The organism is Salinadaptatus halalkaliphilus, assembly GCF_006543045.1.
Lineage (GTDB): Archaea > Halobacteriota > Halobacteria > Halobacteriales > Natrialbaceae > Salinadaptatus > Salinadaptatus halalkaliphilus.
The window spans coordinates 284,761-305,465 of record NZ_RBZW01000021.1 but is presented as its reverse complement, the minus strand read 5'-3'; the positions used below and the strand labels follow the sequence as shown (position 1 = coordinate 305,465).

The 20,705-nt window shown below is 65.4% G+C and carries 22 protein-coding genes and 2 pseudogenes; 14 read left to right on the top strand and 10 right to left on the bottom strand.

What is annotated here, in order from left to right; translation table 11 throughout:
• Window positions 1-61 precede the first annotated feature (61 nt).
• The 5 genes and pseudogenes from D8Y22_RS23500 to D8Y22_RS23135 form a co-directional block, all read left to right on the top strand.
• A pseudogene (locus tag D8Y22_RS23500) lies at window positions 62-1,012 on the top strand (DUF58 domain-containing protein); the annotation flags it as partial.
• Between the two features lie 588 nt (window positions 1,013-1,600).
• On the top strand, window positions 1,601-3,070 hold the full coding sequence (locus tag D8Y22_RS08910) for a hypothetical protein (RefSeq protein ID WP_141464353.1): 1,470 nt from the start codon (window positions 1,601-1,603) through the stop codon (window positions 3,068-3,070).
• Between the two features lie 103 nt (window positions 3,071-3,173).
• Window positions 3,174-3,626, top strand: coding sequence for a response regulator (locus tag D8Y22_RS08905; protein ID WP_141464352.1), 453 nt, complete (start codon window positions 3,174-3,176; stop codon window positions 3,624-3,626).
• Window positions 3,627-3,713: 87 nt separating this feature from the next.
• Complete coding sequence (locus D8Y22_RS08900) at window positions 3,714-5,021, top strand: AAA family ATPase (protein WP_141464351.1); 1,308 nt, start codon at window positions 3,714-3,716, stop codon at window positions 5,019-5,021.
• A 55-nt stretch (window positions 5,022-5,076) separates the two neighbouring features.
• Window positions 5,077-5,202 (top strand): annotated as a pseudogene (locus tag D8Y22_RS23135) (four-helix bundle copper-binding protein); the annotation flags it as partial.
• Window positions 5,203-5,307: 105 nt separating this feature from the next.
• Here D8Y22_RS23135 and D8Y22_RS08895 read toward each other — a convergent pair.
• Window positions 5,308-5,943 (bottom strand): vitamin K epoxide reductase family protein, encoded by a 636-nt coding sequence (locus D8Y22_RS08895; protein WP_141464350.1) that lies wholly within the window; start codon window positions 5,941-5,943, stop codon window positions 5,308-5,310.
• A gap of 628 nt (window positions 5,944-6,571) precedes the next feature.
• Here D8Y22_RS08895 and D8Y22_RS08890 point away from each other — a divergent pair.
• Together D8Y22_RS08890 and D8Y22_RS08885 are read left to right on the top strand one after the other, a co-directional pair.
• The gene (locus D8Y22_RS08890) at window positions 6,572-7,279 is read left to right on the top strand and encodes a hypothetical protein (protein ID WP_141464349.1); all 708 of its coding nucleotides are present in this window, start codon (window positions 6,572-6,574) and stop codon (window positions 7,277-7,279) included.
• 80 nt (window positions 7,280-7,359) lie between these two features.
• Window positions 7,360-7,950 carry an L-threonylcarbamoyladenylate synthase gene (locus D8Y22_RS08885; protein WP_141464348.1) on the top strand — a complete coding sequence of 197 codons (591 nt, stop codon included), beginning with the start codon at window positions 7,360-7,362 and terminating at the stop codon, window positions 7,948-7,950.
• Window positions 7,951-7,959: 9 nt separating this feature from the next.
• On the opposite strand, the gene D8Y22_RS08880 is transcribed toward D8Y22_RS08885, so the two are convergent.
• From D8Y22_RS08880 to D8Y22_RS08865, 4 genes are all read right to left on the bottom strand, one after another.
• Entirely contained in the window at window positions 7,960-8,301 is a 342-nt protein-coding gene (locus D8Y22_RS08880; protein WP_141464347.1) for a hypothetical protein, read from the bottom strand.
• Window positions 8,294-9,175, bottom strand: coding sequence for a hypothetical protein (locus D8Y22_RS08875; RefSeq protein ID WP_141464346.1), 882 nt, complete (start codon window positions 9,173-9,175; stop codon window positions 8,294-8,296). The genes D8Y22_RS08880 and D8Y22_RS08875 overlap by 8 nt, the downstream gene beginning before the upstream one ends.
• A gap of 39 nt (window positions 9,176-9,214) precedes the next feature.
• A complete protein-coding gene (locus tag D8Y22_RS08870) occupies window positions 9,215-9,910 on the bottom strand; it encodes a TetR/AcrR family transcriptional regulator (protein WP_141464345.1) in 696 nt (231 codons plus the stop codon).
• Window positions 9,911-10,068: 158 nt separating this feature from the next.
• Entirely contained in the window at window positions 10,069-10,347 is a 279-nt protein-coding gene (locus D8Y22_RS08865) for a hypothetical protein (RefSeq protein WP_141464344.1), read from the bottom strand.
• 127 nt (window positions 10,348-10,474) lie between these two features.
• Here D8Y22_RS08865 and D8Y22_RS08860 point away from each other — a divergent pair, with 127 nt between their 5' ends.
• Complete coding sequence (locus tag D8Y22_RS08860; protein ID WP_141464343.1) at window positions 10,475-11,314, top strand: MBL fold metallo-hydrolase; 840 nt, start codon at window positions 10,475-10,477, stop codon at window positions 11,312-11,314.
• Window positions 11,315-11,340: 26 nt separating this feature from the next.
• Here D8Y22_RS08860 and D8Y22_RS08855 read toward each other — a convergent pair whose 3' ends face one another.
• The 3 genes from D8Y22_RS08855 to D8Y22_RS08845 all read right to left on the bottom strand — a co-directional run bounded on the left by D8Y22_RS08855 (window position 11,341) and on the right by D8Y22_RS08845 (window position 14,124).
• A complete protein-coding gene (locus tag D8Y22_RS08855) occupies window positions 11,341-12,582 on the bottom strand; it encodes an MBL fold metallo-hydrolase (RefSeq protein WP_141464504.1) in 1,242 nt (413 codons plus the stop codon).
• 111 nt (window positions 12,583-12,693) lie between these two features.
• Window positions 12,694-13,320 carry a TetR/AcrR family transcriptional regulator gene (locus D8Y22_RS08850; protein ID WP_141464342.1) on the bottom strand — a complete coding sequence of 209 codons (627 nt, stop codon included), beginning with the start codon at window positions 13,318-13,320 and terminating at the stop codon, window positions 12,694-12,696.
• A 75-nt stretch (window positions 13,321-13,395) separates the two neighbouring features.
• Window positions 13,396-14,124 (bottom strand): HAD family hydrolase, encoded by a 729-nt coding sequence (locus D8Y22_RS08845; RefSeq protein WP_141464341.1) that lies wholly within the window; start codon window positions 14,122-14,124, stop codon window positions 13,396-13,398.
• A gap of 134 nt (window positions 14,125-14,258) precedes the next feature.
• Here D8Y22_RS08845 and D8Y22_RS08840 point away from each other — a divergent pair, with 134 nt between their 5' ends.
• From D8Y22_RS08840 to D8Y22_RS08830, 3 genes are all read left to right on the top strand, one after another.
• The gene (locus D8Y22_RS08840) at window positions 14,259-15,035 is read left to right on the top strand and encodes an SDR family NAD(P)-dependent oxidoreductase (protein WP_141464340.1); all 777 of its coding nucleotides are present in this window, start codon (window positions 14,259-14,261) and stop codon (window positions 15,033-15,035) included.
• 126 nt (window positions 15,036-15,161) lie between these two features.
• Window positions 15,162-15,563: a 30S ribosomal protein S6e gene (locus tag D8Y22_RS08835; RefSeq protein ID WP_141464339.1), complete on the top strand. Its 402-nt coding sequence runs from the start codon at window positions 15,162-15,164 to the stop codon at window positions 15,561-15,563.
• Between the two features lie 16 nt (window positions 15,564-15,579).
• The gene (locus tag D8Y22_RS08830) at window positions 15,580-16,020 is read left to right on the top strand and encodes a DUF7112 family protein (protein WP_141464338.1); all 441 of its coding nucleotides are present in this window, start codon (window positions 15,580-15,582) and stop codon (window positions 16,018-16,020) included.
• 81 nt (window positions 16,021-16,101) lie between these two features.
• On the opposite strand, the gene D8Y22_RS08825 is transcribed toward D8Y22_RS08830, so the two are convergent.
• On the bottom strand, window positions 16,102-16,602 hold the full coding sequence (locus tag D8Y22_RS08825) for a PadR family transcriptional regulator (RefSeq protein ID WP_141464337.1): 501 nt from the start codon (window positions 16,600-16,602) through the stop codon (window positions 16,102-16,104).
• Between the two features lie 462 nt (window positions 16,603-17,064).
• Between D8Y22_RS08825 and D8Y22_RS08820 the strand changes: the two genes are divergently transcribed.
• The 3 genes from D8Y22_RS08820 to D8Y22_RS08810 all read left to right on the top strand — a co-directional run bounded on the left by D8Y22_RS08820 (window position 17,065) and on the right by D8Y22_RS08810 (window position 19,850).
• Entirely contained in the window at window positions 17,065-17,493 is a 429-nt protein-coding gene (locus tag D8Y22_RS08820; protein WP_141464336.1) for a DUF5807 family protein, read from the top strand.
• Window positions 17,494-17,542: 49 nt separating this feature from the next.
• Window positions 17,543-19,087: an FAD-dependent oxidoreductase gene (locus tag D8Y22_RS08815; RefSeq protein ID WP_141464335.1), complete on the top strand. Its 1,545-nt coding sequence runs from the start codon at window positions 17,543-17,545 to the stop codon at window positions 19,085-19,087.
• Window positions 19,088-19,178: 91 nt separating this feature from the next.
• Complete coding sequence (locus tag D8Y22_RS08810; RefSeq protein ID WP_141464334.1) at window positions 19,179-19,850, top strand: hypothetical protein; 672 nt, start codon at window positions 19,179-19,181, stop codon at window positions 19,848-19,850.
• Between the two features lie 11 nt (window positions 19,851-19,861).
• Here the strand turns inward: D8Y22_RS08810 and D8Y22_RS08805 are convergent, their stop codons facing one another.
• Complete coding sequence (locus D8Y22_RS08805; protein WP_141464333.1) at window positions 19,862-20,689, bottom strand: glycerophosphodiester phosphodiesterase; 828 nt, start codon at window positions 20,687-20,689, stop codon at window positions 19,862-19,864.
• Window positions 20,690-20,705 lie beyond the last annotated feature (16 nt).

The window sequence follows — 20,705 nt, the reverse complement described above, 5'->3', positions numbered from 1 at the left end:
GCAGTCGTCGGCACCGCTCGAGGCGAGCGCGGACGATGCCAGGACAATCGATGTCCTCGAGATCGGCCGGCAGCGACGGTTTCGGGGTGCCGTCGCCGCGACGATCCTCCTCGTGGCGGCCGGCCTCGTCGACGGCAACGGCGTCCTGTTGCTGGGGGCGATCGTCCCCCTCGCCTACGTCGCCTACGGCTCGCTTTCGACCGCGACCGTTCCCGACGACATCGTCGTCAGCCGGACAATCGTGCCGTCGCCGGCGCCGCCCGGCCAGCCAGTTACCGTCGGCCTCACCGTCCGCAATGATGGCGATCGGACGCTCGCCGACGTTCGCATCGTCGACGGCGTCCCCGAGGCCCTGGCCGTCCTCGAGGGGTCGCCACGGGCCGGCACGACGCTCGAGCCCGGCGAGACGGTTCACCTCGAGTATCTCGTCGTCGCCAGACGCGGCGAGTACGAATTCGAAGACGTCCAGATTCGCTGTCGTGGCCTGGCTGCTGGCGCGGTCGCGACGGCGAGACTCTCGCCGGCCGGCGACCGAGCGCTGCACTGTCGACTCGACGCCGACGCACCGCCGCTCGAGGACCGCGGTCGCGGCCGAGTCGGTCAGTTGACGACCGATCGCGCCGGCGAGGGCATCGCCTTCCACTCGACGCGGGAGTACCGGCCGGACGATCCCGCCGACCGGATCGACTGGCGACAGTACGCCAAACGCGGCACGCTCGCGACGGTGGCCTACGAGCGACAGGTCGCGGCGACGGTCGTCCTCGTCGTCGACGCACGCGCGCCCAACCGCGTCGTCGCCGGCCCCGGCCAGCCAACCGCCGTCGAGCTATCGGCCTACGCGGCGACCCGAGCGCTGACCGACCTGCTCGGCCACGGCCACGACGTCGGTCTCGCGGTCCTCGGTGTCGACGGCGACGGGCCGGCCGGCCTCGCGTGGCTCGCGCCCGGGCAGGGACGGGACCACCGCTCGCGCGCATTCGAATTACTCCGATCCGCAACCGAATTCGACGAGCCGGTTGACGACGACGGTGACCGACGAAAGCCCCAGACATCGTCGATTCAGGCGCCGAACTGGCACTTGGGCGGGCCTCGGTCGGGCAACCCCGACGAATCACCGACCGGAGACGGCCGTGGATCTCCCCGAGAGGAGCGGGGCCGTGGACCCCCTCGAGGGGAACAGCCACCGTCAACTGACGACGAGTCGGCACTCGATTCGCTCGCGAACGGTCGCCCACTCGCGGATAGCGAGCGGACTCGATCGCAGTCTCGAAAGCTGATCGAACTCGTCGACCAGCGAAGTCAGCTCGCGCTGTTCTCGCCGCTGCTCGACGACCGAGCGCTCGAGACGATCGAAACCTGGCGCGCGGCCGATCTGCCGGTCGTCGCCCTCTCGCCGGATGTCGTCCCGTCGAATACGGTCAGCGGCCAGTACGAACAGACGCGGCGACGAACCCGGCTCGCGCGCTGTCAAAGATTCGGCGCCCGGGCGGTCGACTGGCGGCGGGGGACGCCGCTGGACCTCATCGTCGCCTACGCCTTCCGCGTCGAAGCCCTTCGCTCGAGCGGGCGACTCGGTGCTGGCTCCGGAGGTGGGACGTAGATGTCGCTTGCCGGCCCGCGTCTCGACCGGCCATCCGCGATCGGCGACGAGGGACGGCCACGAGCGGCGAGTCTCGCGATCGCGACGCTCGTCGTCGTCGCACTCGCCGTCGCCGGGGGCGTTGCGATCGGCGAGCCGTCGCTGGTGACCGTCCTCGGGACTGTCGCCGGACTGACGGTCGCGGGAATCGGCCTCCTCGAGCGCACCGGGTTCGTCCCCCAGGCCGTCGGCTACGCGTTCATCGTGACCTTCGGCTCCGCGTTCGCCTTGCTCGTCGTGATCGGGCCCGTCTTCGGCCGGGTCGGCCTCGTCGTCGTCGGCGTCGCGTTTTCGCTGTTGGGCCTCGGGATGGCCTGGGCCGACGTCGACAGCGACGGTCTGCTACGAGCGACTGCGGGCTGTGCGCTCACCTACGGCTCCCTGTTAGTCTCGTTGCTGTTCGTCGGACTGGGGGCTGCCATCGTGGCACTCGCCTGGGCGATGCTCGGGCTCGTCACTACGGCGTCGACTCCGGCGGCCTCCCTCGTCGGTCTGCTCGTCGTCCTCGCCGGGGTCACCCTGTGCGTGCTACTCGGCCTGTGGCTGGTACCGATCCGACAGTTGACACCCCGATCCCGCCGCGAGCGGGTCGACGAGCGACTCGCGACGCTCCGGCGCGTGCTCGCCGGCTGTTTCGTCGGCTCGATTGGGACGATACTGCTGATCGCGACGCTCTGGGTGACCGGGCTCTTCGGCCAGCTCGTGGCACTCGTGGGGCCGCTCGAGGTCGGTCTCCGCTGGCTGTCCTCGCCGGTCGTCATCTGGCCGTTGGTCGGTGCAGGATTGCTCGTCGTCGCCGTCGGCGTCGCTTCGGCGACCGTTCGACAGGGAGCGCAACAGCTCGGTGGCGAGGGGAGCACCTGGAGCGTCGCGATTCTCGTCGGCGCGTCGCTGGTCGGCGCGGGCGTCCTCGTCGTCGCGGTGGTGTTCGTCGGCGCGATGCTTGGGACGCCAGCGCCGGGTGCACTGCTTGCCGGGCTCGCCCCGCTGGTAGCGGGCGTCGTCCTCCTGTTCGGACCGTTCGCGTTTCTGCTCGTGTTCGGCGGACTCGTCGTCAGTATCGCGATCGGGCTCGTTCCCGCCCGCGCCGCTGGGCCCGCCCTGACCGCCGCGGGGCTCGTCCTCGCGGCGATCGGTCTGAGCGCGAGTCATCCCATCTTCGTGTTCGCGTGTCTCGCTGGCGCAGTGTTGGTCTGGGACGTCTCGACGTTCGGCCTCGGTGTCACCGCCGAGCTCGGACACATGCCGGCGAGTCGACGCCTCGAGTTGGTCCACGGCGTGCTCTCGACGGGACTGGCGATCAGCGCGGTGGTGCTGGCGCTCGGCCTCGAGATCGTTCGAACCGGCGTCTTCGGTGGGGTCGGCGGGACGGCTGGGTTGCTCGCGGTCGGGGTCGGCACGCTGCTGGTGTTGCTCCCGCTGCGCGGGTGAGCGGGACACGCCACCCTCGAGACGACGGCAGTGGATATCTCGATGGCAACGTGTGTAGGGACCACTCTTAGGCGGCTGTCTCGAGACGTTGCTAGTGAATCCTATGACTGACCATACACCCGACGAGCCGGTCGACATCCTGCTCGTCGAAGACAACCGCGGGGACGCCCGTCTCGCCCAAGAGGCGTTCAAGGCGACCAACACCGAGGTACGGTTCCACACCGTCCCCGACGGGGAAGAAGCGACCTCGTACCTGCAGGTGTGCCAGGACGACGATCCGGGGACGCGTCCCGATCTGATCCTCCTGGATCTCAACCTGCCTCGGGTAGACGGGTTCACCCTGCTCGACAGGTTGAGCGAGGAACTCGACTATCCGCCACCGCCGGTGCTCGTCCTCTCGAGTTCGAACACCGAGGAAGATATCGTCGAGAGTTACGAGCGCGCGGCAAACGCCTACCTCACGAAACCCGACAGCCCCGACGAGTTCTCCTCGATGGCCCAGGCGATCGAAGACTTCTGGATCGACTCGGCGCGCCATCCGCCCGCGCCATCGTAACTCGAATCTGGGGGTCGACCACGCTCGAGGAGCGCCCGCCGTCGACGAAGGCCGAGGGTACTTAATCGTCTAGCGTCACTGTCGTGTATGGACGAGCCGACCGTGGCACCCGCCGAGGCTGCCGACGCCGTCGAGCACATCGTCGATCGGGTCGAGGACGCCGCGATCGTCGACGACGATGTCCTGCAGGCGATCGTCGCCGCCGTACTCGCTCGCGGACACGTCCTCTTGGAGGACGTTCCGGGAACGGGCAAGACCGTCACCGCACGCGTCCTCGCCGAAGCGATGGGCCTCGAGTTCACCCGCATCCAGTTTACACCCGATTTGCTACCCGCGGACGTGACGGGCTCGATGGTCTACGACGAACACGCCGGCGAGTTCGCCTTCGCCGAGGGACCGGTCTTTACAAACGTCGTACTGGCCGACGAGATCAATCGCGCGCCGCCGAAGACCCAGGCCGCCCTGCTCGAGGCGATGGAGGAACGACAGGTCAGCGTCGACGGCGAAACCCACGAGCTACCGACGCCGTTTATCGTGATCGCCACCCAGAACCCGATCGAACAGGACGGCACCTTCCGGCTGCCCGAAGCCCAGCGCGATCGCTTCAGCGTCAAAACCTCGCTTGGCTACCCCGACATCGAGGGCGAAATGGGGTTGCTCGAGCGCCGCGCTACCCGCCGGACCCTCTCGCCGAGCGTCGAGCCGGTCGTGACGCCCGAGACGGTCGACATCCTCCAGGCCGTTACCGAAGGCATCTCGGTCGAACGCGACCTCAGACGGTACATCGTCGATCTCGCGCGGGCAACACGCGAAGACGAGCGAGTCGAGATCGGCGTCTCACCCCGCGGCGTCCAACGGGTCTTCGAGGCCGCCCGCGCCGGGGCAGTTATCGACGGCCGATCGTACGTTACCCCCATCGACATCAAACGGCTTGCGATCCCGACGATGGCCCACCGGCTCGTGTTGACGACTGAAGCGACCGTCGAGGGGGTCGACGCGACCGATGTCGTCCGTCGCGCACTACAGACAGTCGACGTGCCCGGCGTCTCGCCGACGTCGGACGACGCCCACGGCGATCCGGCGTCTCCCGAGACGGAGCCGGTCACCGATCCCGCGTTGCTGCCCGAGCACGAACATGCGGATCCGACGGCGTCGGCTGACCAGCCCGGTCGCGGCAGCCAAGCGTCGTCTCCGGACGATCGTCAGCCCACGTCCCCCACGGATCATCGACCTAGTACCGAGCCGCGACAGGAACCAGCCACCGGCGAGCACCAGGATCCCGTCTCGTCGAAGCGCCAGGAGTCCCAGTCTCGAGATTCCGATCCGTGGGCGTCGGACGCGTCCGGTCGAGAGTCAGAACCGTCCACACGCGAGGAGACCGAGCGAGATCGGTAGCCGTCCTTGCACTCGCCACTCGGAGTTTCTTTCCCCCGAGCGACATCAACCTGCTATGGCACTCGAACAACTCGAGCACGCGGACGGCCACATACAGGAGTGTATCGACAACTGTCTCGAGGCCGCACAGGTCTGTGCGGAGGTGCTCCCCGACTGCGTCGAAAGTTGTCGCGAGATGGCTGCCGGCTGATCCTCGCGAGTCGTTGCCGAGTCGACCGTCGGGAGCGGTCGCAGCGAGGACGGAGAATGAGCAGACCACGAGGGCGCTACGTCCCTGTTCGATGCGTTAGACGAAGGGGACCGGATCGGGAAGCGGCAGCAACGGTACCGCGAACAGGCCCGCGAGTGTGACCAGTCCGATCAACACCGGGAAGACGATCAATGGCGCGGTCGTCTCCTCGAGAAGCGAGCCGAAATCGCCGGTCATGGCCGACAGCGATGGCGTCTCGCTCGCACGAAGGATCGCCAACTCGAGGGCGAACAGGACGACCGTCGCGCCGGCAGACACCATACAGAACGGGCAGATCTCGCCGATGACGCCCAGTTGCAGGTAGACGAAGTACGCCGAGAACGCCACGCCGCTCGCCGTAATCGGCGTCAGGATCTTGATGAGTAGCGGGTGACGCGTATCGAACCACCACAGCGCGAGCCCGATCGTCGTCAGATAGTAGAACCCGCCAAGTGTCGCGAGCGGGATGCCGAAGACGTAGGCCCACTGACTCGTGATCACGTCGATGCTTCCCTGGACCGGCGCGTCGGGCGGTATTGCTGGAATCGCGAATAGGTGGATCGCCGTGAGGAGGACCGTTACGAGCCAGCCAATCACGGCGACAACGGCAAAAATGCCGAACAATACCGTCGCTCGCGGCAAATAGGACCACTCGTAATCGAACGCCACTGACCCCGGATTTTTGGTTGACATACAATACTGGTTTGGAGAGGAGACACCATAAGTATTGTGCAGATTGCCCAAGTAACACAATTCTGATCGAGTGAAGACCGACAACCTGCTAGACAGGCTGTATCGGCGTATTATAACGATCCAGGAGGAGTCGCGTTCACGCCGGAAATGGCGTATGGCAGCCGAGCCGAACGGACGAACGCACGCTGTAGAGGGAGTTGTATATTGAACGGAGAGCAATAGTGCCCGAGAGTCAGTTACAGTCCGGTCCGGTTACGACACCGCGGACAGTACATCTCGCCGTTGGACCGTATCATGAGGGAGTTCTCACAATTCGGACAAAGACAGCCGATCGAGAAATCCAGTTCTCGGCCGAGTCCGCGGAGCGTGTTTTCGAGTCGCGTCTGTCCTCGCTCGAGGGCGTCTATCCGCTCTTTCCACTGGTCGTCCTGATCCGTTTCCGGGCGAGAGCTATCGGGGAACATGTCTTCGGGCACAGTCCCCGGAGGCAAAAAGCCGCCGCCAACGTGTGATGGAACGGCTCCGTCGGCTGAATCGACGAGTAGCTCCGAACTCGTCGTATCCGCTCGGTGAGACACCGATCCAACGCGTAGGTTTATTGAGGGATAATTGAGAGGTTTTAGCTGACATGAATCGGCGACGGTTTCTCGGCGGTGCCTGCGGTATCGTTTCCGCAATCGCTGCCGGCTGTCTCGGTGAACTCGAGCGAACGGGATCCTCGCCCACCGACGGCGGCGACGACCTCGATCCCAACTTCGAGCAGTGTGACGACTACATTATTCCGTATTCGATGCTGCCGGACGAACCCCAGGCCGAAGCCCAACGGGCACTCGAGAACGACGGCTACGAGACCGACGACGAACTCTGGTTTCCCCACGCCGTCGCGCCGACATCCGTCGTCGAGAACGACGGCGACTACTACGAGTGGGAGATCGAACGCGAGGAAGCGACATCGAAACTCCGGTTCGAGGAGACGACGCCGACCTGGCCGGGGACGAACGATCTCGAGGTGGTCAACGAGACCGACGAGCCGGTCGTCGTCGACATCGTCGTTCGCGACGAAGCTGACAACACGATCTTCGAGGAAGCCGGCGTCGAGGTCGAGCCCGACGACGAAATCGATGTCACCGAGCGACCCGAGCTCGCCGTCTCGAACGAGTACGCGACCTTCGAGGTCGCGGCGACGGTCGACGGCGACCCTCGAGCGCCCGATAGCTGGCCGGTAACACGCACGGGCGGAACCCAGGCCCGATTGCACGTCACCGAGGAGGACGTGGCCGTCGAGGTCGATCACGTGGCGGTCCATACCTGTCGGGAAGAGTATACGAGTGAGTGAGATCAACGATCGATCACGGCACTCGAGGACGATCGACCGACGACGGTACGCTTTTGCCCGTGAGGCCGCGACTGCCGACCATGGACGAGGCTCTCGAGCGTGCAGTCGAAGCGATCCGGGCTGGCGAGTTAGTCGTCTACCCGACCGAGACGGTCTACGGGCTGGGAGCCGACGCGCTCGATCCTGCAGCCGTCGAGCACGTCTTCGAGTGTAAGGGACGGGATCGATCGAAGCCCGTCTCACTTGCCGTCCCGACGTTCGAGACGGCACTCGAGGCGGGATACGTCCGCGCGACCGATCGGGAGCGTGCGTTCGCCGAGGAATTTCTGCCGGGCCCCGTGACGGTGCTCTGTGAGCGACGCGATCCAGTTCCCGACGTACTGACGGCCGGTCGCGACCGGGTCGGCGTCCGGGTGCCGGACTGTGAGCCCGCACTCGCGTTGCTCGAGCGTCTGGAGCGCCCGATCACCGCGACCAGTGCGAACGTAAGCGGCGAGCCGAGCGCTTGCAGGGTCGAGGAAATCGGCCACCGAGTCCGCGACGAAGCCACCGTCATCGACGCCGGGGAGACCCCGGGCACCGAAAGCACCGTCGTCGATGTCGCCGACGGCACGATTCACCGCCGCGGCGCACAGGCAGGTGCGATCGATGCCTGGCTTACAGACGGGTAACCGTCGTCGCTACGAACCGTTCGAGTGCGATTCCTCCGGAGCGATCGGCGCGTCGGTTCGTTTAGCCAGCCCGACGAGGTAAACGTCGAGCAGACAGACCAAAAGCACCGCAAGCGGGATGGCGACGTCGACATAGTCGACCGACTCGAACTGCAACGCGGTGACGAAAAACGGCTCGCTGAGATCGAACGCACCCGACAGCGTCCGGGCAGACAGAAACGCAAGCGACAGCAGGTACAGCACGAACCAGGCCACCCCGCGTTTCCACTGGCCAAGATAACAGTGTCCGAGACCGCCGACGAACACCGTCAACAGGTACGCCGGCCAGATCGGTCGCGTAACGTCAGCCATCGTCGGCCACTACGTCCTCGAACGGAATCCGTGTTGCCCTCTCGAGACGGGCACTCGGCGACTGGACGCCGTCGCGACGATCGTTCCGGTCGACGACCTCGAGCGAGGACAGCGCGGTCCGCGCCCGCTCGAGGTGTGTCTCGATCGACGTTGTTTCGACCGGGGTCCCGTCGGTGGTGGCTCGCTCACGATCGACCGTCGCATGGGACTCGTCGCGACCCTCGAGAAGGTGGACGACTGTCTCGGTGAGGGCGTCAGTCGGGGACGGGTGGAGCGTCAGTGCGGCTACGAGCGACCGGCTATACCGTGTGAGTGCCGTTCGCTGCTCGGCGGGCACCCCGACAGCGGTTGCGCCGAGATCGGCTGCGATACCGGCGAGGACAGTGGCGGGTCGGGGTGTCACGATTCCCGTCGGCTCGCCGTCGTCGCTCGAGCGGCCTTGAAAGGCCCCCGAAACTGTCGAGGATCCCTCGGTCAGAACGCGATACAGGTCGAGGATCCGCCGGTCCGCGATCGGAGCGTCGGCGACCATCGTGTAGGCGGTTGCATGCAGAGAGTCACTCGCCAGGACGGCGACATCACGGGACCCAGGACGGTCGTACCGATCGCCGGTCAGTAGCTCACATCGGATCCGAACGTACCCCTCGAAGACGGCGACGGCATCGGTCACCGGCTCGAGGATGCGATCGGTCCGTCGTGGCGACGAGTCGGCGGCGCTACCGAACTCGCCGGCAACCCGACACAGTGAGACGGAAAGCGATCGGTCCTGTGGCGGGATCGACTCCACTGCGATCGTTCGAACCGGCGGGGAAAGGGCCGAAACGTGGTGATCGGGTGCGTTTCGTTGCTCGTTCGTGGAGGTGGGTTCGCTCATACCTTGAGTTGGAGGGGACGACGCCGTCGCCGGTGTCGTTCAGCCATCGGTGTCGTCGTGATCGTGTTGTCGGTCGTCGATCGGTACGTCCCAAATCGGATGGTCGACGACGGGTGCCGATGGCGGAGAGTGGGCCGCCGGATTCTCCACGTCCGCTGCGAGGAGGTCATCGACGATCTGTTCGAGAATCGCCGAGCGAACGTCCGCGAGGTACTGCTCGCGGTCGAGCGTGATCTGTCGGGTTCGCGCGCCGTCGACTGCCGCCAGGAGCAACGTTGCCGTTTGCCCGGTGTCGTGATCGACGAACTGGCCGGCGTCGATGCCGTCCGCGAGGATGCCCTCGAGCGACGCCCGAAGACGGTCGTCGCTCTCGCGAAGTTGGTCGCGGTACTGCTCGTTGTGCGGTGCTTGTGTCCGGAGCTCCAACAGCGCGGCGTGGACCGACTCGCGGTCGTCGTTCGTCGAGCCGTAGAGAAACCAGTCGATCGCCAGCGCCAACCGTTCGACCGGCGGCAACGACTCGGTTGCGGCGATGCGATCGTCGAACCACTCGAGGAGATACGCGACGAAGTCAGCCAGCAAGTCCGCTTTGGAGTCGTAGTGGTAGAACAACGACGCCTTGCTCTTGTCGGTCCGGTCGGCGATGTCCTGGGCCGTGAGATCACTGTAACCCTGCTCACAGAGTGCGTCGTAGGTCGCAGCCATGATCGTTTCACGAACGTCCGAATCGGTCACTAGCTGACTCATTGGTCAGGAACGGATAAAAGTTGTTTCGTTTCCGAAAGGAGCCGCGTCGGAATTGGGCTATGATATCGCCACCGGGGTCCACTCGAGAGTGTCGAGGGCGCGGCGGCTGTGTCGGGACAGCAGTAGCGAGGCGAACGTCCACCGTGTTACTTCCTGTACTGACGGATCCCGAACCGCTCGTACTCCCCGTAAGCCAACTCGAGCGAGCCGATCCACCAGTTCCACCGATCCGCCGGCGTTCCACTCGGAGCGTCCGCGAGTTCCTCGAGAATCACGTCGGTCGTCAACGGCGCGCCGACGTGTGCCTCGTACTGACTGGAATCCGCGAGGTCGACCGCCTGCCGAACGACCACGCGAGCCTCGCCTCTCGAGCCGTCGAACTCCTCGTGCAGGCGATCCTCGAGACGCTCGGGATCGATAAACACGAGTGACCATACGCAGCCGCTGTACTTGACTGTTCGAGTCGTAGTAATCGAGGCTGTCGACCGACAGTCGTTCGAGCCGCTGTGTCTCGAGCCGGCGATTTAAGATGCTTCACGCGGACTCGAGGGTATGAACGCGACCGACGACTGGTACGACATCGAGCAGGTGGCCGATCGCACGTATCACATCGACGAAGCCGGCGGCTACGGGATGGTGCTTTTCGAGGGCGAAGACAGATCGGTCGTGGTCGACGCCGGTGCGGGCGTCGGCGACCTGTACGGCCTGACGACCGAACTGGTCGAGACGCCGGTGACGATGGTCCTGTCACACACTCACTGGGACCACATCGGGGCCGCGTCGCAGTTCGACGACGTGCTCGTCGGCCAGCCAGAACTGCCGGCAGACGGCCGCGTCGCCGTCGATACGCTCACCGACGAGTTCGAGGACGCAGCGGCCGCCTTCCTCAGGCGGTGGCTCGAGGCCGGCTACGACCTCCCCGACGGGTTCGATCCCGACGGCTACGAACTCGAGTCGTTCGAGGCCACACCCGCGCCGGTCGAGGAGGGGATCGATATCGGCGATCGCACGCTCGAGCTATACCCACTGCCGGGCCACGCCCCCGGACAGATCGGCGTCCTGGATCCGGCAACAGGTGTGCTCTACGGCGGCGACGTCCTCCACGTCGATCGCGACCTCTACGTCATGTTCGAGGGCGGCGACCTCGAGGCCTACGTCGATACGTTCGCGACGCTCGTGGATCTTCGCGATGCGGGCGCGTTCGACACGCTGCTCACCAGCCACAACGAGCCGATCACGGGCGACGACCTCGCCGTCCTCGAGAAGCTTCGCGACGGCGTCCGCGAGATTCTCGAGGGCGATCGCGAGTACGAGATCGCCGATACCAAGTGGGGCGACGTGCGGTCCTATCCGATCGGCGAGACGAACGTGCTGACGCCGATCGACCGGTAAGGTGTCGCTTTCGAGACGCGTAGACACTACGCAACCGAATACTGCGTACCCAGTTCGGGGGCAAACGCCTCGAATCCGTCCTCGCGCAGGTCGGCCGCGAACGCCTCACATCGATCGCCGTGATCGACGAGGATCTCGCTGTCGCGATAGGACTCGAGAAACGCGAGCAAGCCGTCTCGATCCGCGTGGGCCGAGAAGTCGTACTGTTCGACCTGCGCGCTGACCGAGTGCACCCGGTCGCCGAGTTCGGCGCTCCCGGTCTCGATGAGATCCCGTCCGGGCGTCCCGTCGACCTGATAGCCCGTCATGGCGATCTTGTTGGTCGGGTGGTCGGCGATCGCCGGCACGTAGGTCATCGCGGGACCGCCGTGGAGCATCCCACTGGTGGTGACGATGACGGTGTTTTGCTCGGCGATGCGCTCGCGTTGGCCGTCCCGACCGTCGACGAAGCGGGCGTGGCCCGCCGCCCGTCGCAGGGCGTCCGCGTCGCGCAGGAACGGCTGGTTCGCCTCTCGAAGTAGGATCTCCGTTACACGCGTCCCCATCCCGTCGACGTAACACTCGAGATCGGCCTCGCCACACAGCGCCAGCATCTCCTGGGTGCGCCCGATCGCGAACGCGGGGACGACGACCGTCCCGCCCTCCCAGAGCGTCTCCTCGAGGCTTTCGACGAACGCGGTTTCGATCGCCTCGCGGGGCGGACGAGTCGTGTCGGCGTAGGTGCTTTCACAGATGACGGCGTCGGCGTCGGGGCGGGCGGTCGTTCCGGCGACGAGGCGCTGGTCTTCGGTGTGAAAGTCGCCGGTGTAGAGCAAGCGCGTCTCCCCGTCGTCGATCAGGACGTGGGCGCTACCAGGGATGTGCCCCGCGTCGTAGAACGTGATCTCGTAGCCTGCGGCCTCGAACGACTCCTCGTAACCGTGGGGTTCGGAAACCTGCGTGAGACGAGCGAGTTCGGTCTCGGTGAACGGACAATCGTAGCTCCCGCCGTGTAGCGTCAGCGTATCCCGCGCCAACACCATCGCCAGATCCCGCGTCGGTGGCGTCCAGTGTACCGACGGCCGCGCGTCACCCGACACCAACGCCGGCAGCGTCCCGACGTGGTCCAGATGGCCGTGGCTGACGACGACGGCCGCCGGGGAGACATCGCCGACCGGAAACGACGGCGGGTTGCCCGAGTCCATCCCGAAATCGACCAGCAACGTTTCATCGATTACGAGCGCGCTCCGTCCGATCTCTCGAGCGCCGCCGCAAAATCGGATCTCCATCATCCCTCGTTGGGACTCGAAGCGTTTCCCTCCGTTGATCTGGAATCCGCCGTCCGGCGGCGATGTCGGAAACCGCCTACTCGTCCGTGGGGACATCGACGCAGAGACCGCCTACTCGTCCGTGGGGGCGTCGGCGCAGAGCCACTCCCGAACGACCGCCTCGAGCGCGGTTCTGACGATGTCGGCAACGTCGTCGCGATCGAGCGAGACCTGGTACATCCGCGCACCGTTGATCGTCGTCATCAGCAAGACCGCGACCTGTTCGGGGTCGACATTTTGGCGAAACTGCCCCTGTTCGATGCCGTCCTCGACGATGGCGACGACCGTCGCCTCGATCGTTTCGTAGTTCCGGCTCAACTGTCTGCGGAACTCGGCGTTGTAGGGGGCCTCGGAGCGAACCTCCAGCAGTGCGATCGTGAGCTCCCAGTGGTCGAACTGGCCGCGATCGGGCGGTCCAAACAGCAACGCGTCGACGAACGCCTCGAGGCGCTCGAGAGGCGTTTCGCCCTCGATAGCCGCCAAACTCTGCTCGAAGGACTCCAGCAGATACTCGAGAAATGCGACGAGCAAGTCCTCTTTGGTGTCGTAGTGGTAGTGGATGACGCCTTTGGTCTTGTCGAACTCGTCGGCGATCGTCTGCATCGTCAGATTCGCATAGCCGTGTTTACAGAGCGCCCGATAGGTCGCGTGCATGATCGCTTCCTGGGTGTCGCCCACGTCGTCGCCGGTTGCCCCCATGTCAGTACATGACTCGTAAATTATGAAGAAAAGGGTTTGGATAGCGGTCGTACGAACCGCCTCGAGAGACGGTCGTTACGCGGGTGGTGTCTCCTCGGCGACGATCTCGAGGATTTCCTCGGGCGAGTCGATCCGGTAGGCCACGGCGGGACCGTCCTCGGCGCCGAAGGCGACGCCGTGCATCCCCATCTCGTCGGCACCTCTGACGTCGTGGTCGTACCGATCGCCGATCATCAGCGATCGCTCGGGGGCGACATCGGCCGTCTCGAGGGCGGTCTCGAACATCGCGGGATCGGGCTTCGTTCGGCCGACCGCCTCGGAGGTCGTGATCGAGTCGAACTGCTGGCGCACGCCGAAGCGCTCGAGCATCCCCTTGCCGGCGTCGTCGTCGACATCGCTTATCACCCCGACGTGGATCTCGCGGGCAGCCAACTCCTCGATAGCCTCGACGGCGCCCGGAATCGGTCGGATCGACGACTGGACGTGCTCGTCGAAGGGTGGTTTCCACTCCTCGATCGGAACCGACTCCCCGACCAGTTCGTCTACCCCGTGTGCGTAGGCCGCTGTTGCCGACTGGAATTCCGTTCCCTCCCGCGATCGAAACTGATCGCCGACCGCGCTGCGCCAGGTGTCGACGGCCGTTTCGGTACTCATCTCGAGGTCGTGTTCGTCGACAAGGTCAGCGACGAACGCCGCGTGGGCCGATTGGACCGACTCGAGTTCGAGGATGACGCCGCCGATGTCCCAGAAGACGGCCTCCCAGCCGTCAGCGCTGCCACACTGTGGATTCGTCTCGCTGCTCATTGGTTGTCTATCCCTCTCGGGGCACCCACTTAACACTGCGGTGTTCTCACACACCTTTATTAACAGCTACTCCAAACCCGACGGTGTTGGACAACAATGGTAACAGCACAGATGCAGTTTGCGGGTGAGCAGGCGTGAGTACGGACCAGTTTAGCGTCGACGGTGAGGTCGCCATCGTCACCGGCTCCTCGAGCGGGATCGGTCGCGAGATCGCCACACAGTTCGCCGCGGACGGCGTCGACGTCGTCGTCTGTTCACGCGAACAGGACAACGTCGACCCCGTCGCCGAGGAGATCAACGACGCCGACAGTCCCGGCGAGGCCCTGGCGATCGAGTGTGACGTGACGGACCGCGACGCCGTCGACGCGCTCGTCGAGGCGACCGTCGAGGAGTTCGGTACCATCGACGTGCTCGTCAACAACGCCGGCGCCTCCTTCATGGCCGACTTCGACGACATTTCGCCCAACGGCTGGGAGACGATCATCGACATCAACGTCAACGGAACCTACCACTGTACCCACGCCGCCGCAGACTCCCTCAAGGACGGCGGCGGCACGGTCATCAACTTCGCCAGCGTCGCCGGCCAGCGCGGGTCGCCGCTGATGAGTCCCTACGGTGCCGGCAAAGCGGCCGTCATCAACCTCACGACGACGCTGTCCTACGAGTGGGCCGATGACGACGTCCGCGTCAACTGCATCGCCCCCGGCTTCGTCGCCACGCCCGGCGTCGAGAGTCAAATGGGCGTCACTGCCGACAATATCGACCGCAGCGAAGTCGCCCGCCGGATCGGCACCGTCGAGGAGATCGCCGACGTGACCCAGTTCCTCGCCAGTCCGGCCGCCTCGTATCTCGTCGGCGAGACGATCACCGCCAAAGGCGTCCCCCAGATTTCGGAAGAGCGGGACGTGTAGTCACGGATACTGGCGATACACTTGTTGGTATCACTCCCGCTCGAGGGCGGGTCCGACGCAGTATGTCCCCTCGAGCGGTCGGATTGAAACGATGTTCTTTTGAGCGACGGTCGTCTTGGCTCGGGCATGGCAAGTTTCACTGTCGTCGTCGGCGATCCGGATTCCGGATCGTCCTATCAGCTCGAGGCGGCCGAACAGGACGCAAATCGGTTCATCGGCAAGTCGATCGGCGAAGAAGTCGACGGCTCGGCCGTCGGCCTCGACGGCTACACGCTCGAGATCACCGGCGGCTCCGACGACGCGGGTCGACCGCTCAACCCTGACGTCGCCGGCGCGAACCTGAACGAAGTCCTCATGGAGGGTCGCCAGGTCGGTTACCACCCATCTCGTGACGGCGAGCGCCGCCGCATCACGGTTCGGGGCAGCGAAGTCTCCGACGCCGTCGCACAGATCAACGCCGCTATCGTCGACCGCGGCGCCACCGCCGTCGACGAACTGCTCGGCGAAGACGACGACGCCGACGAATAACCTCGTTTTCACGCTCATGGCAGACCGAATTGCGAGCGATCATCCCTCAGTCCAGACGTTCAGAGCCACGTGTACCGAGACGGCAACCGGCGTCACCCTCGAGTTGCCGGCCGAGGCGGCCGACATCGTCCCGACCGACGATGTCGTCCGAATCGTCCTCGATGAGACGGAACAGTTTGCCGCCGTCGAGCGCGCACTGACCGGCGACGAACGCGTCGTTCGTGGGATTTACGAGACGCCCGACGCCGCTCGTGATCCGAGCACCGGACGCGATCGGTTGGCCGCGTGGGTCGACGACCACGACGTTCGCGCCGGCGGCTCGGCGCTGTTCGACGTCGTCGAACCCGACTTTCTCTATGGCCTACGCGAGCCTGGGGCGACGGCCTACTACGACGCCTACGAGCCACCAGCCAGCAGCTTGCAGGATATCGCCAGTTCGCTCGAGGACGATCAGTAGGACCACGAGGAGTGGCGAAAACGGGGACGGAACCGGGGACGGCGAGCCAAGCGTCTGTGTGACACCGGCCGGATCGAGTGATCAGTATCGGTGGAGGAACGCGTACAGTAACATCCCGAACGCGAGGTGTTGGACCATCGCATCCTCGAGGTCCGCTCTGACGGCGTCGCGGTCGGCGATCGAGTACTCTTTCGTGCGGACTTTCGCCTGCATCGAGAGGGTGTCCGACTCCTCGAGGTCGTGTAACAGCGGATAGACGGTTCCCGGACTCAGCTGGGTGTCGAACAACTGTTCGATATCGGTCAGCAGTTCGTCGCCGTGTGTCTCCTCGTGTAACGCGATGAGTACCAGGAGAATCTCGTCGAGGTTCTCCTTGACGAGCGTCTCCTCGAAGGCGACGTCCTCGACCGAAAGCGCCTCCGTAACGTCGGCGAGGAGTGCCTCGAGTTCGTGTTCGACGCCGGTGCTCGACCGATCGTCTCGAGCCACGTCGCCGTCGTCCGATTCCGGTGGGTCGTCCGTGATGGCCGTCCTCGAGAGTTTCTCGAGGATAGACCGAGTATTGATCGTATCCTCACGCATTGCCGATCACTATTGGGGGTTTCGTGAGTGGGTCCCGTCCCGCCGCCGACGTGGTGCCGACGGCTCGTCGCTGTCTGGTTTCGTCACCGGGCGGTGACGGAGGCTCGGTGCCAGCGACAGCCAGCCACAGCGTTTCCGATCCCAATCACGACTAGTTGAGTGCTCGAACTGCCACGTATTAAACGACAGGGAACCTACCGCTCCATCGGTAGATAAATCAACGACAGTATCTGTACATACTATTATAAAATATACACAAATAGCATATTCGTGTCCATTACCGATCAGTGATGTTTGAAGACTGCGTTTTCACTGTAGATTTCTTGCATTCGTTCTCTTTCCTTGATGAGTGGCCAAAAGGATGATAGACTATCACTGGACCCGATACAGCCGATTCCACCGCCAGGCGACTCGGCGGGACAAACGACGCCCTTTTTCCCCGTCGAGGCGCTATCGGTCGCCATGAGTGAGCGCCGTGAGGAGTTTTTGGCCGGTGAGCGACCCGACGACGTCGCGATGTTTCTTCCCGACTCGTCCGTCTCGAGCGACCGCCTCGAACAGGTCGGCGAACGGATCGGTGACGGCATCTTGCTCGTCGTCGACGGCGAGCAGGGCCGAAGCGCGTTCCAGTCGGTGACCGGCGTCGACGCGATGGCATTCGCCCAATCGGCGATGGGGCTCGAGGGGGACATCGCCGACGATCTCGCGAGTGGCGACTGTCCGGAGGCCAGCGACGGCGACGACCACGCGGTCGAGTTCGTCTTCGCCTTCGCCGAGGAGCAAAACGAGGACGTCGGCGGCATCTACGCCGAGGGCGACGTCGTCCACGCCTACGCCCGGTGTGATTGTGGAACGGCCTACTCCGATCGCTGGGCCGTCGACACCGCGTAGCCACCCACGCGTTATTTGACGACGCTTGCCGTCAGTTGGAGTCGATCCAATGGCCGAGTTCCCTCGCGACGACGACCTCCCCGGCGAAGCGACCTCGCTCTGGCTCGCGAGTACGATCGAAGACGACGACCGGCAAGTCTCGACGCTCGAGGACCCGGCGTCGGTCGACGTCGCCGTCGTCGGCGCCGGAATCGCCGGGCTGTCGACCGCACTCGAACTGCGCGAGCGAGGCCAGTCGGTCGCGGTCCTCGAACGCGACCGCGTCGCAAGCGGCGTCACGGGGAAGACGACCGCGAAGTTGACCAGCCAACACGGCGTTATATACGACCACCTGCGAAACGCGTTCGGGCCCCGACAGGCGAGTCAGTACGCGCGACTCCAGGAGGACGCGATCGAGACGGTCGAACGGCGCATCGACGACCTCGGTATCGAGTGTGGGTTCGAACGCGTGCCGTCCTACCTCTACAGCAACGAACCCGACGAAATCCGCCGCGAGGTCGAGGCGGCACGTGCCGCCGGCCTCGAGGCGAGTTACGTCACGTCGGTCCCCCCGTTCGAACGCGCACAGGCCGCGGTCAAGTTCGAGGATCAGGCCTGGTTTCACCCCCGGAAATACCTGCTCGCGGTCACCGACGAACTGCGGGCCGACGACGACGCGCTCGTCGCCGAGCGCACGCGCGTAACGAATATCGATCCCGGCTCGCCCTGTCGCGTTCGGACCGACGGCCCCACGGTAACCGCCCGACGAGTCGTCGTCGCAACCGGCTTTCCGATCCTCGATCGCGCTGGCTACTTCGCGCGGATGCACCCGAAACGGTCCTACGTCCTCGCGCTGCGTCTCGACGGGCGAGCGCCCGAGGCGATGTACTACCGCTCGAGCGAGAACTACCGGTCGGTTCGGACTCACCGCGACGCCGGCGGCGAGTTCCTGCTGGTCGGCGGCGAAAATCACAAGACGGGCCAGGGCGGGTCGACCGCCGAACGCTACCGCCGACTCTACCGCTGGGCGCGCGAGCGGTTTCCCGTCGAGTCGGTCGCCTACCGCTGGTCGACCCAGGACTACGTCGCGGCCGATAAGGTGCCGCTGGTCGGCCCGATCGGCCCGGCGACCGAGCACGTCTCCGTCGCGACGGGCTTTCGGGGCTGGGGAATGACCAACGGCGTCGCCGCCGGCACGCTGCTCGCGGACCTCCTCACGGGTGAGTCGCCGGCCACAGCCGATCTGTTCGATCCACTGCGATTTACGCCCACGACATCGCTCGGGACGACCCTAACCGAGAACGCCGACGCGATGAGTCAGTTCGCCACCGACTGGGCCCGGGCGCTCCTCGAGTCGGACCGAATCCCCCTCGAGCCCGGCGAGGGAACGATCGTTCGCCGGAACGGCCGGCCGATCGCGTGCGCGCGAGACGCCGACGACGACATCCACGCCGTCTCCGCCGTCTGTACGCACATGGGCTGTCTCCTCGAGTGGAACGACGCCGAGGCCAGTTGGGACTGTCCCTGTCACGGCTCGCGGTACGACCCCGACGGCACGGTCCTCGAGGGCCCCGCGACCGACGACCTCTCCCAACGTCAGCCGCCCCGGGAGTAATACGTGCAGTTCCCGATGGTAATAGCCACCACAATCGTCACCACTTATTTATTTCCAGCATCGAGGATCGAATGGATGCAGTGACCATCACGTGACGAGAACGATTCGGCGGCTCCGCGACGTTGCCGGTTCGATACTGACAGCAGTCGGCGCAGCGGTCGGGATGTTTCTCGTCCTGGTCTGGACGGCGATCAACGTCGTCCGAACGAGCGAGACGGTGATCGGTCGATCACCGGTCGATATCGGCGTGCCCGAACTGTGGCTCTGGATACTCGTGCTGGCGATCGCTGCCGGCTGTACGATCTGGCTCGAGCGAGGGGGGTATCGGCGACTGCGTGCAAACCCCGCTGGCGGCGGTCCGTTCGCGATCCTGGCGCTTGTCTGTCTGCCACTCATCGGGTTACCGATGGCGCTCGTGGCCTCACTGCTCGTCACCGTGCCGCCCGCGCTGGGCAACCTCTTTCTTCTCGCGTGTGTGGCCGTCGCCGGCTGGCTTGCCCTCTACGACGGCCTCGAGCGACTCGACCTTCGTCTCTCCCAGTTCGTTCGCGGGGCCGCGCTCGCGTTCTGGCCGACGGTCGCCGTCGTCCTCGTCGACTCGGTCGTTCGCATCGGCGTCGGGTTCGAAGCAGCCCTCGGTCCGACAGCCGCCAACGCGATACTCGTCCTCGGTGGACTCGGCTGGCAAGTCGTCGTCCTCGCCGTCGGCTTCGAACTCACCCAGCCGACTCCCGAACGGCCGGTCCACAGCCTCGAGAAGTGACCGAGGTCGACCTACTCTACGCAGCCCTCGAGGCCCGGATACTCCGCGATGATACCGTCGACGCCCGCCGCGGCGAGTTGGGCAGCCTCGAGCCAGCTCTCGACCGTCCAGACGGTGACCGCTCGGCCGGCGTCGTGGGCGCGCTCGAGGACATCGACCGTCGGCTCCGTCGCGGAGCGGCCGGCGTACTCGGTCCTCGCAAGATCGGTGCCGGCGATCGCATTCTTCGGCGGATGGATCGCCTCGCAATCGTAGCGCTCGGCGATCTCGAGTCCGGCCGCGAGGTCGTCCCACACCAGCGGGGCGGCGGCGTAGGCGGGCGCAGTTTCGCGAAGCGCCGCGAGTGCCCCCTCACAAAAGGACGAAAACAGCAGTTCGCCGTCGAAGGCCCCACAGTCGGCGACGACTCGCTCGACGAACGGCTGCCAGACGGCCTGGCGACGCCCGCGTTCGTCAACGTCGAGGGCGTCACCGACCCGCAGCTCGGTCGTCCCCGGATTCTTCAACTCGACGTTGATCCCGACCGTCGCCGGTACCGCCTCGAGCAGCGCCTCGAGCGTCGGGACCGTCTCCGCGGTACCGAGAACGTGGGCGGACTGGACGTCCTCGAGCGGCGTCTCCCAGACGAGGCCCGTGGCGTCGGTCAGCGGGCGACCACGTCGGGCCCCCTCGAGTCGCTCGTCGTGGATGACGACCGGCGTCCCGCAGGCCGCCGGCTGGACGTCGATCTCGAGCATCGTCGTCCCCTCGTGATTGGCCGCCGCGACGGCAGCACCGACGGTATTCTCCGGGGCGACGCCTGCGTAGCACCGATGGGCGACGACGGCAGGGTTGGGCATACGTGACGGTAGCGGG

Coding starts and splice junctions, on each gene's coding strand:
- D8Y22_RS08910 (WP_141464353.1), top strand. CDS start 1,601: ATGTCGCTTGCCGGCCCGCGTCTCGACCGGCCATCCGCGATCGGCGAC.
- D8Y22_RS08905 (WP_141464352.1), top strand. CDS start 3,174: ATGACTGACCATACACCCGACGAGCCGGTCGACATCCTGCTCGTCGAA.
- D8Y22_RS08900 (WP_141464351.1), top strand. CDS start 3,714: ATGGACGAGCCGACCGTGGCACCCGCCGAGGCTGCCGACGCCGTCGAG.
- D8Y22_RS08895 (WP_141464350.1), bottom strand. CDS start 5,943: ATGTCAACCAAAAATCCGGGGTCAGTGGCGTTCGATTACGAGTGGTCC.
- D8Y22_RS08890 (WP_141464349.1), top strand. CDS start 6,572: ATGAATCGGCGACGGTTTCTCGGCGGTGCCTGCGGTATCGTTTCCGCA.
- D8Y22_RS08885 (WP_141464348.1), top strand. CDS start 7,360: ATGGACGAGGCTCTCGAGCGTGCAGTCGAAGCGATCCGGGCTGGCGAG.
- D8Y22_RS08880 (WP_141464347.1), bottom strand. CDS start 8,301: ATGGCTGACGTTACGCGACCGATCTGGCCGGCGTACCTGTTGACGGTG.
- D8Y22_RS08875 (WP_141464346.1), bottom strand. CDS start 9,175: ATGAGCGAACCCACCTCCACGAACGAGCAACGAAACGCACCCGATCAC.
- D8Y22_RS08860 (WP_141464343.1), top strand. CDS start 10,475: ATGAACGCGACCGACGACTGGTACGACATCGAGCAGGTGGCCGATCGC.
- D8Y22_RS08855 (WP_141464504.1), bottom strand. CDS start 12,582: ATGGAGATCCGATTTTGCGGCGGCGCTCGAGAGATCGGACGGAGCGCG.
- D8Y22_RS08850 (WP_141464342.1), bottom strand. CDS start 13,320: ATGGGGGCAACCGGCGACGACGTGGGCGACACCCAGGAAGCGATCATG.
- D8Y22_RS08845 (WP_141464341.1), bottom strand. CDS start 14,124: ATGAGCAGCGAGACGAATCCACAGTGTGGCAGCGCTGACGGCTGGGAG.
- D8Y22_RS08835 (WP_141464339.1), top strand. CDS start 15,162: ATGGCAAGTTTCACTGTCGTCGTCGGCGATCCGGATTCCGGATCGTCC.
- D8Y22_RS08830 (WP_141464338.1), top strand. CDS start 15,580: ATGGCAGACCGAATTGCGAGCGATCATCCCTCAGTCCAGACGTTCAGA.
- D8Y22_RS08825 (WP_141464337.1), bottom strand. CDS start 16,602: ATGCGTGAGGATACGATCAATACTCGGTCTATCCTCGAGAAACTCTCG.
- D8Y22_RS08820 (WP_141464336.1), top strand. CDS start 17,065: ATGAGTGAGCGCCGTGAGGAGTTTTTGGCCGGTGAGCGACCCGACGAC.
- D8Y22_RS08815 (WP_141464335.1), top strand. CDS start 17,543: ATGGCCGAGTTCCCTCGCGACGACGACCTCCCCGGCGAAGCGACCTCG.
- D8Y22_RS08805 (WP_141464333.1), bottom strand. CDS start 20,689: ATGCCCAACCCTGCCGTCGTCGCCCATCGGTGCTACGCAGGCGTCGCC.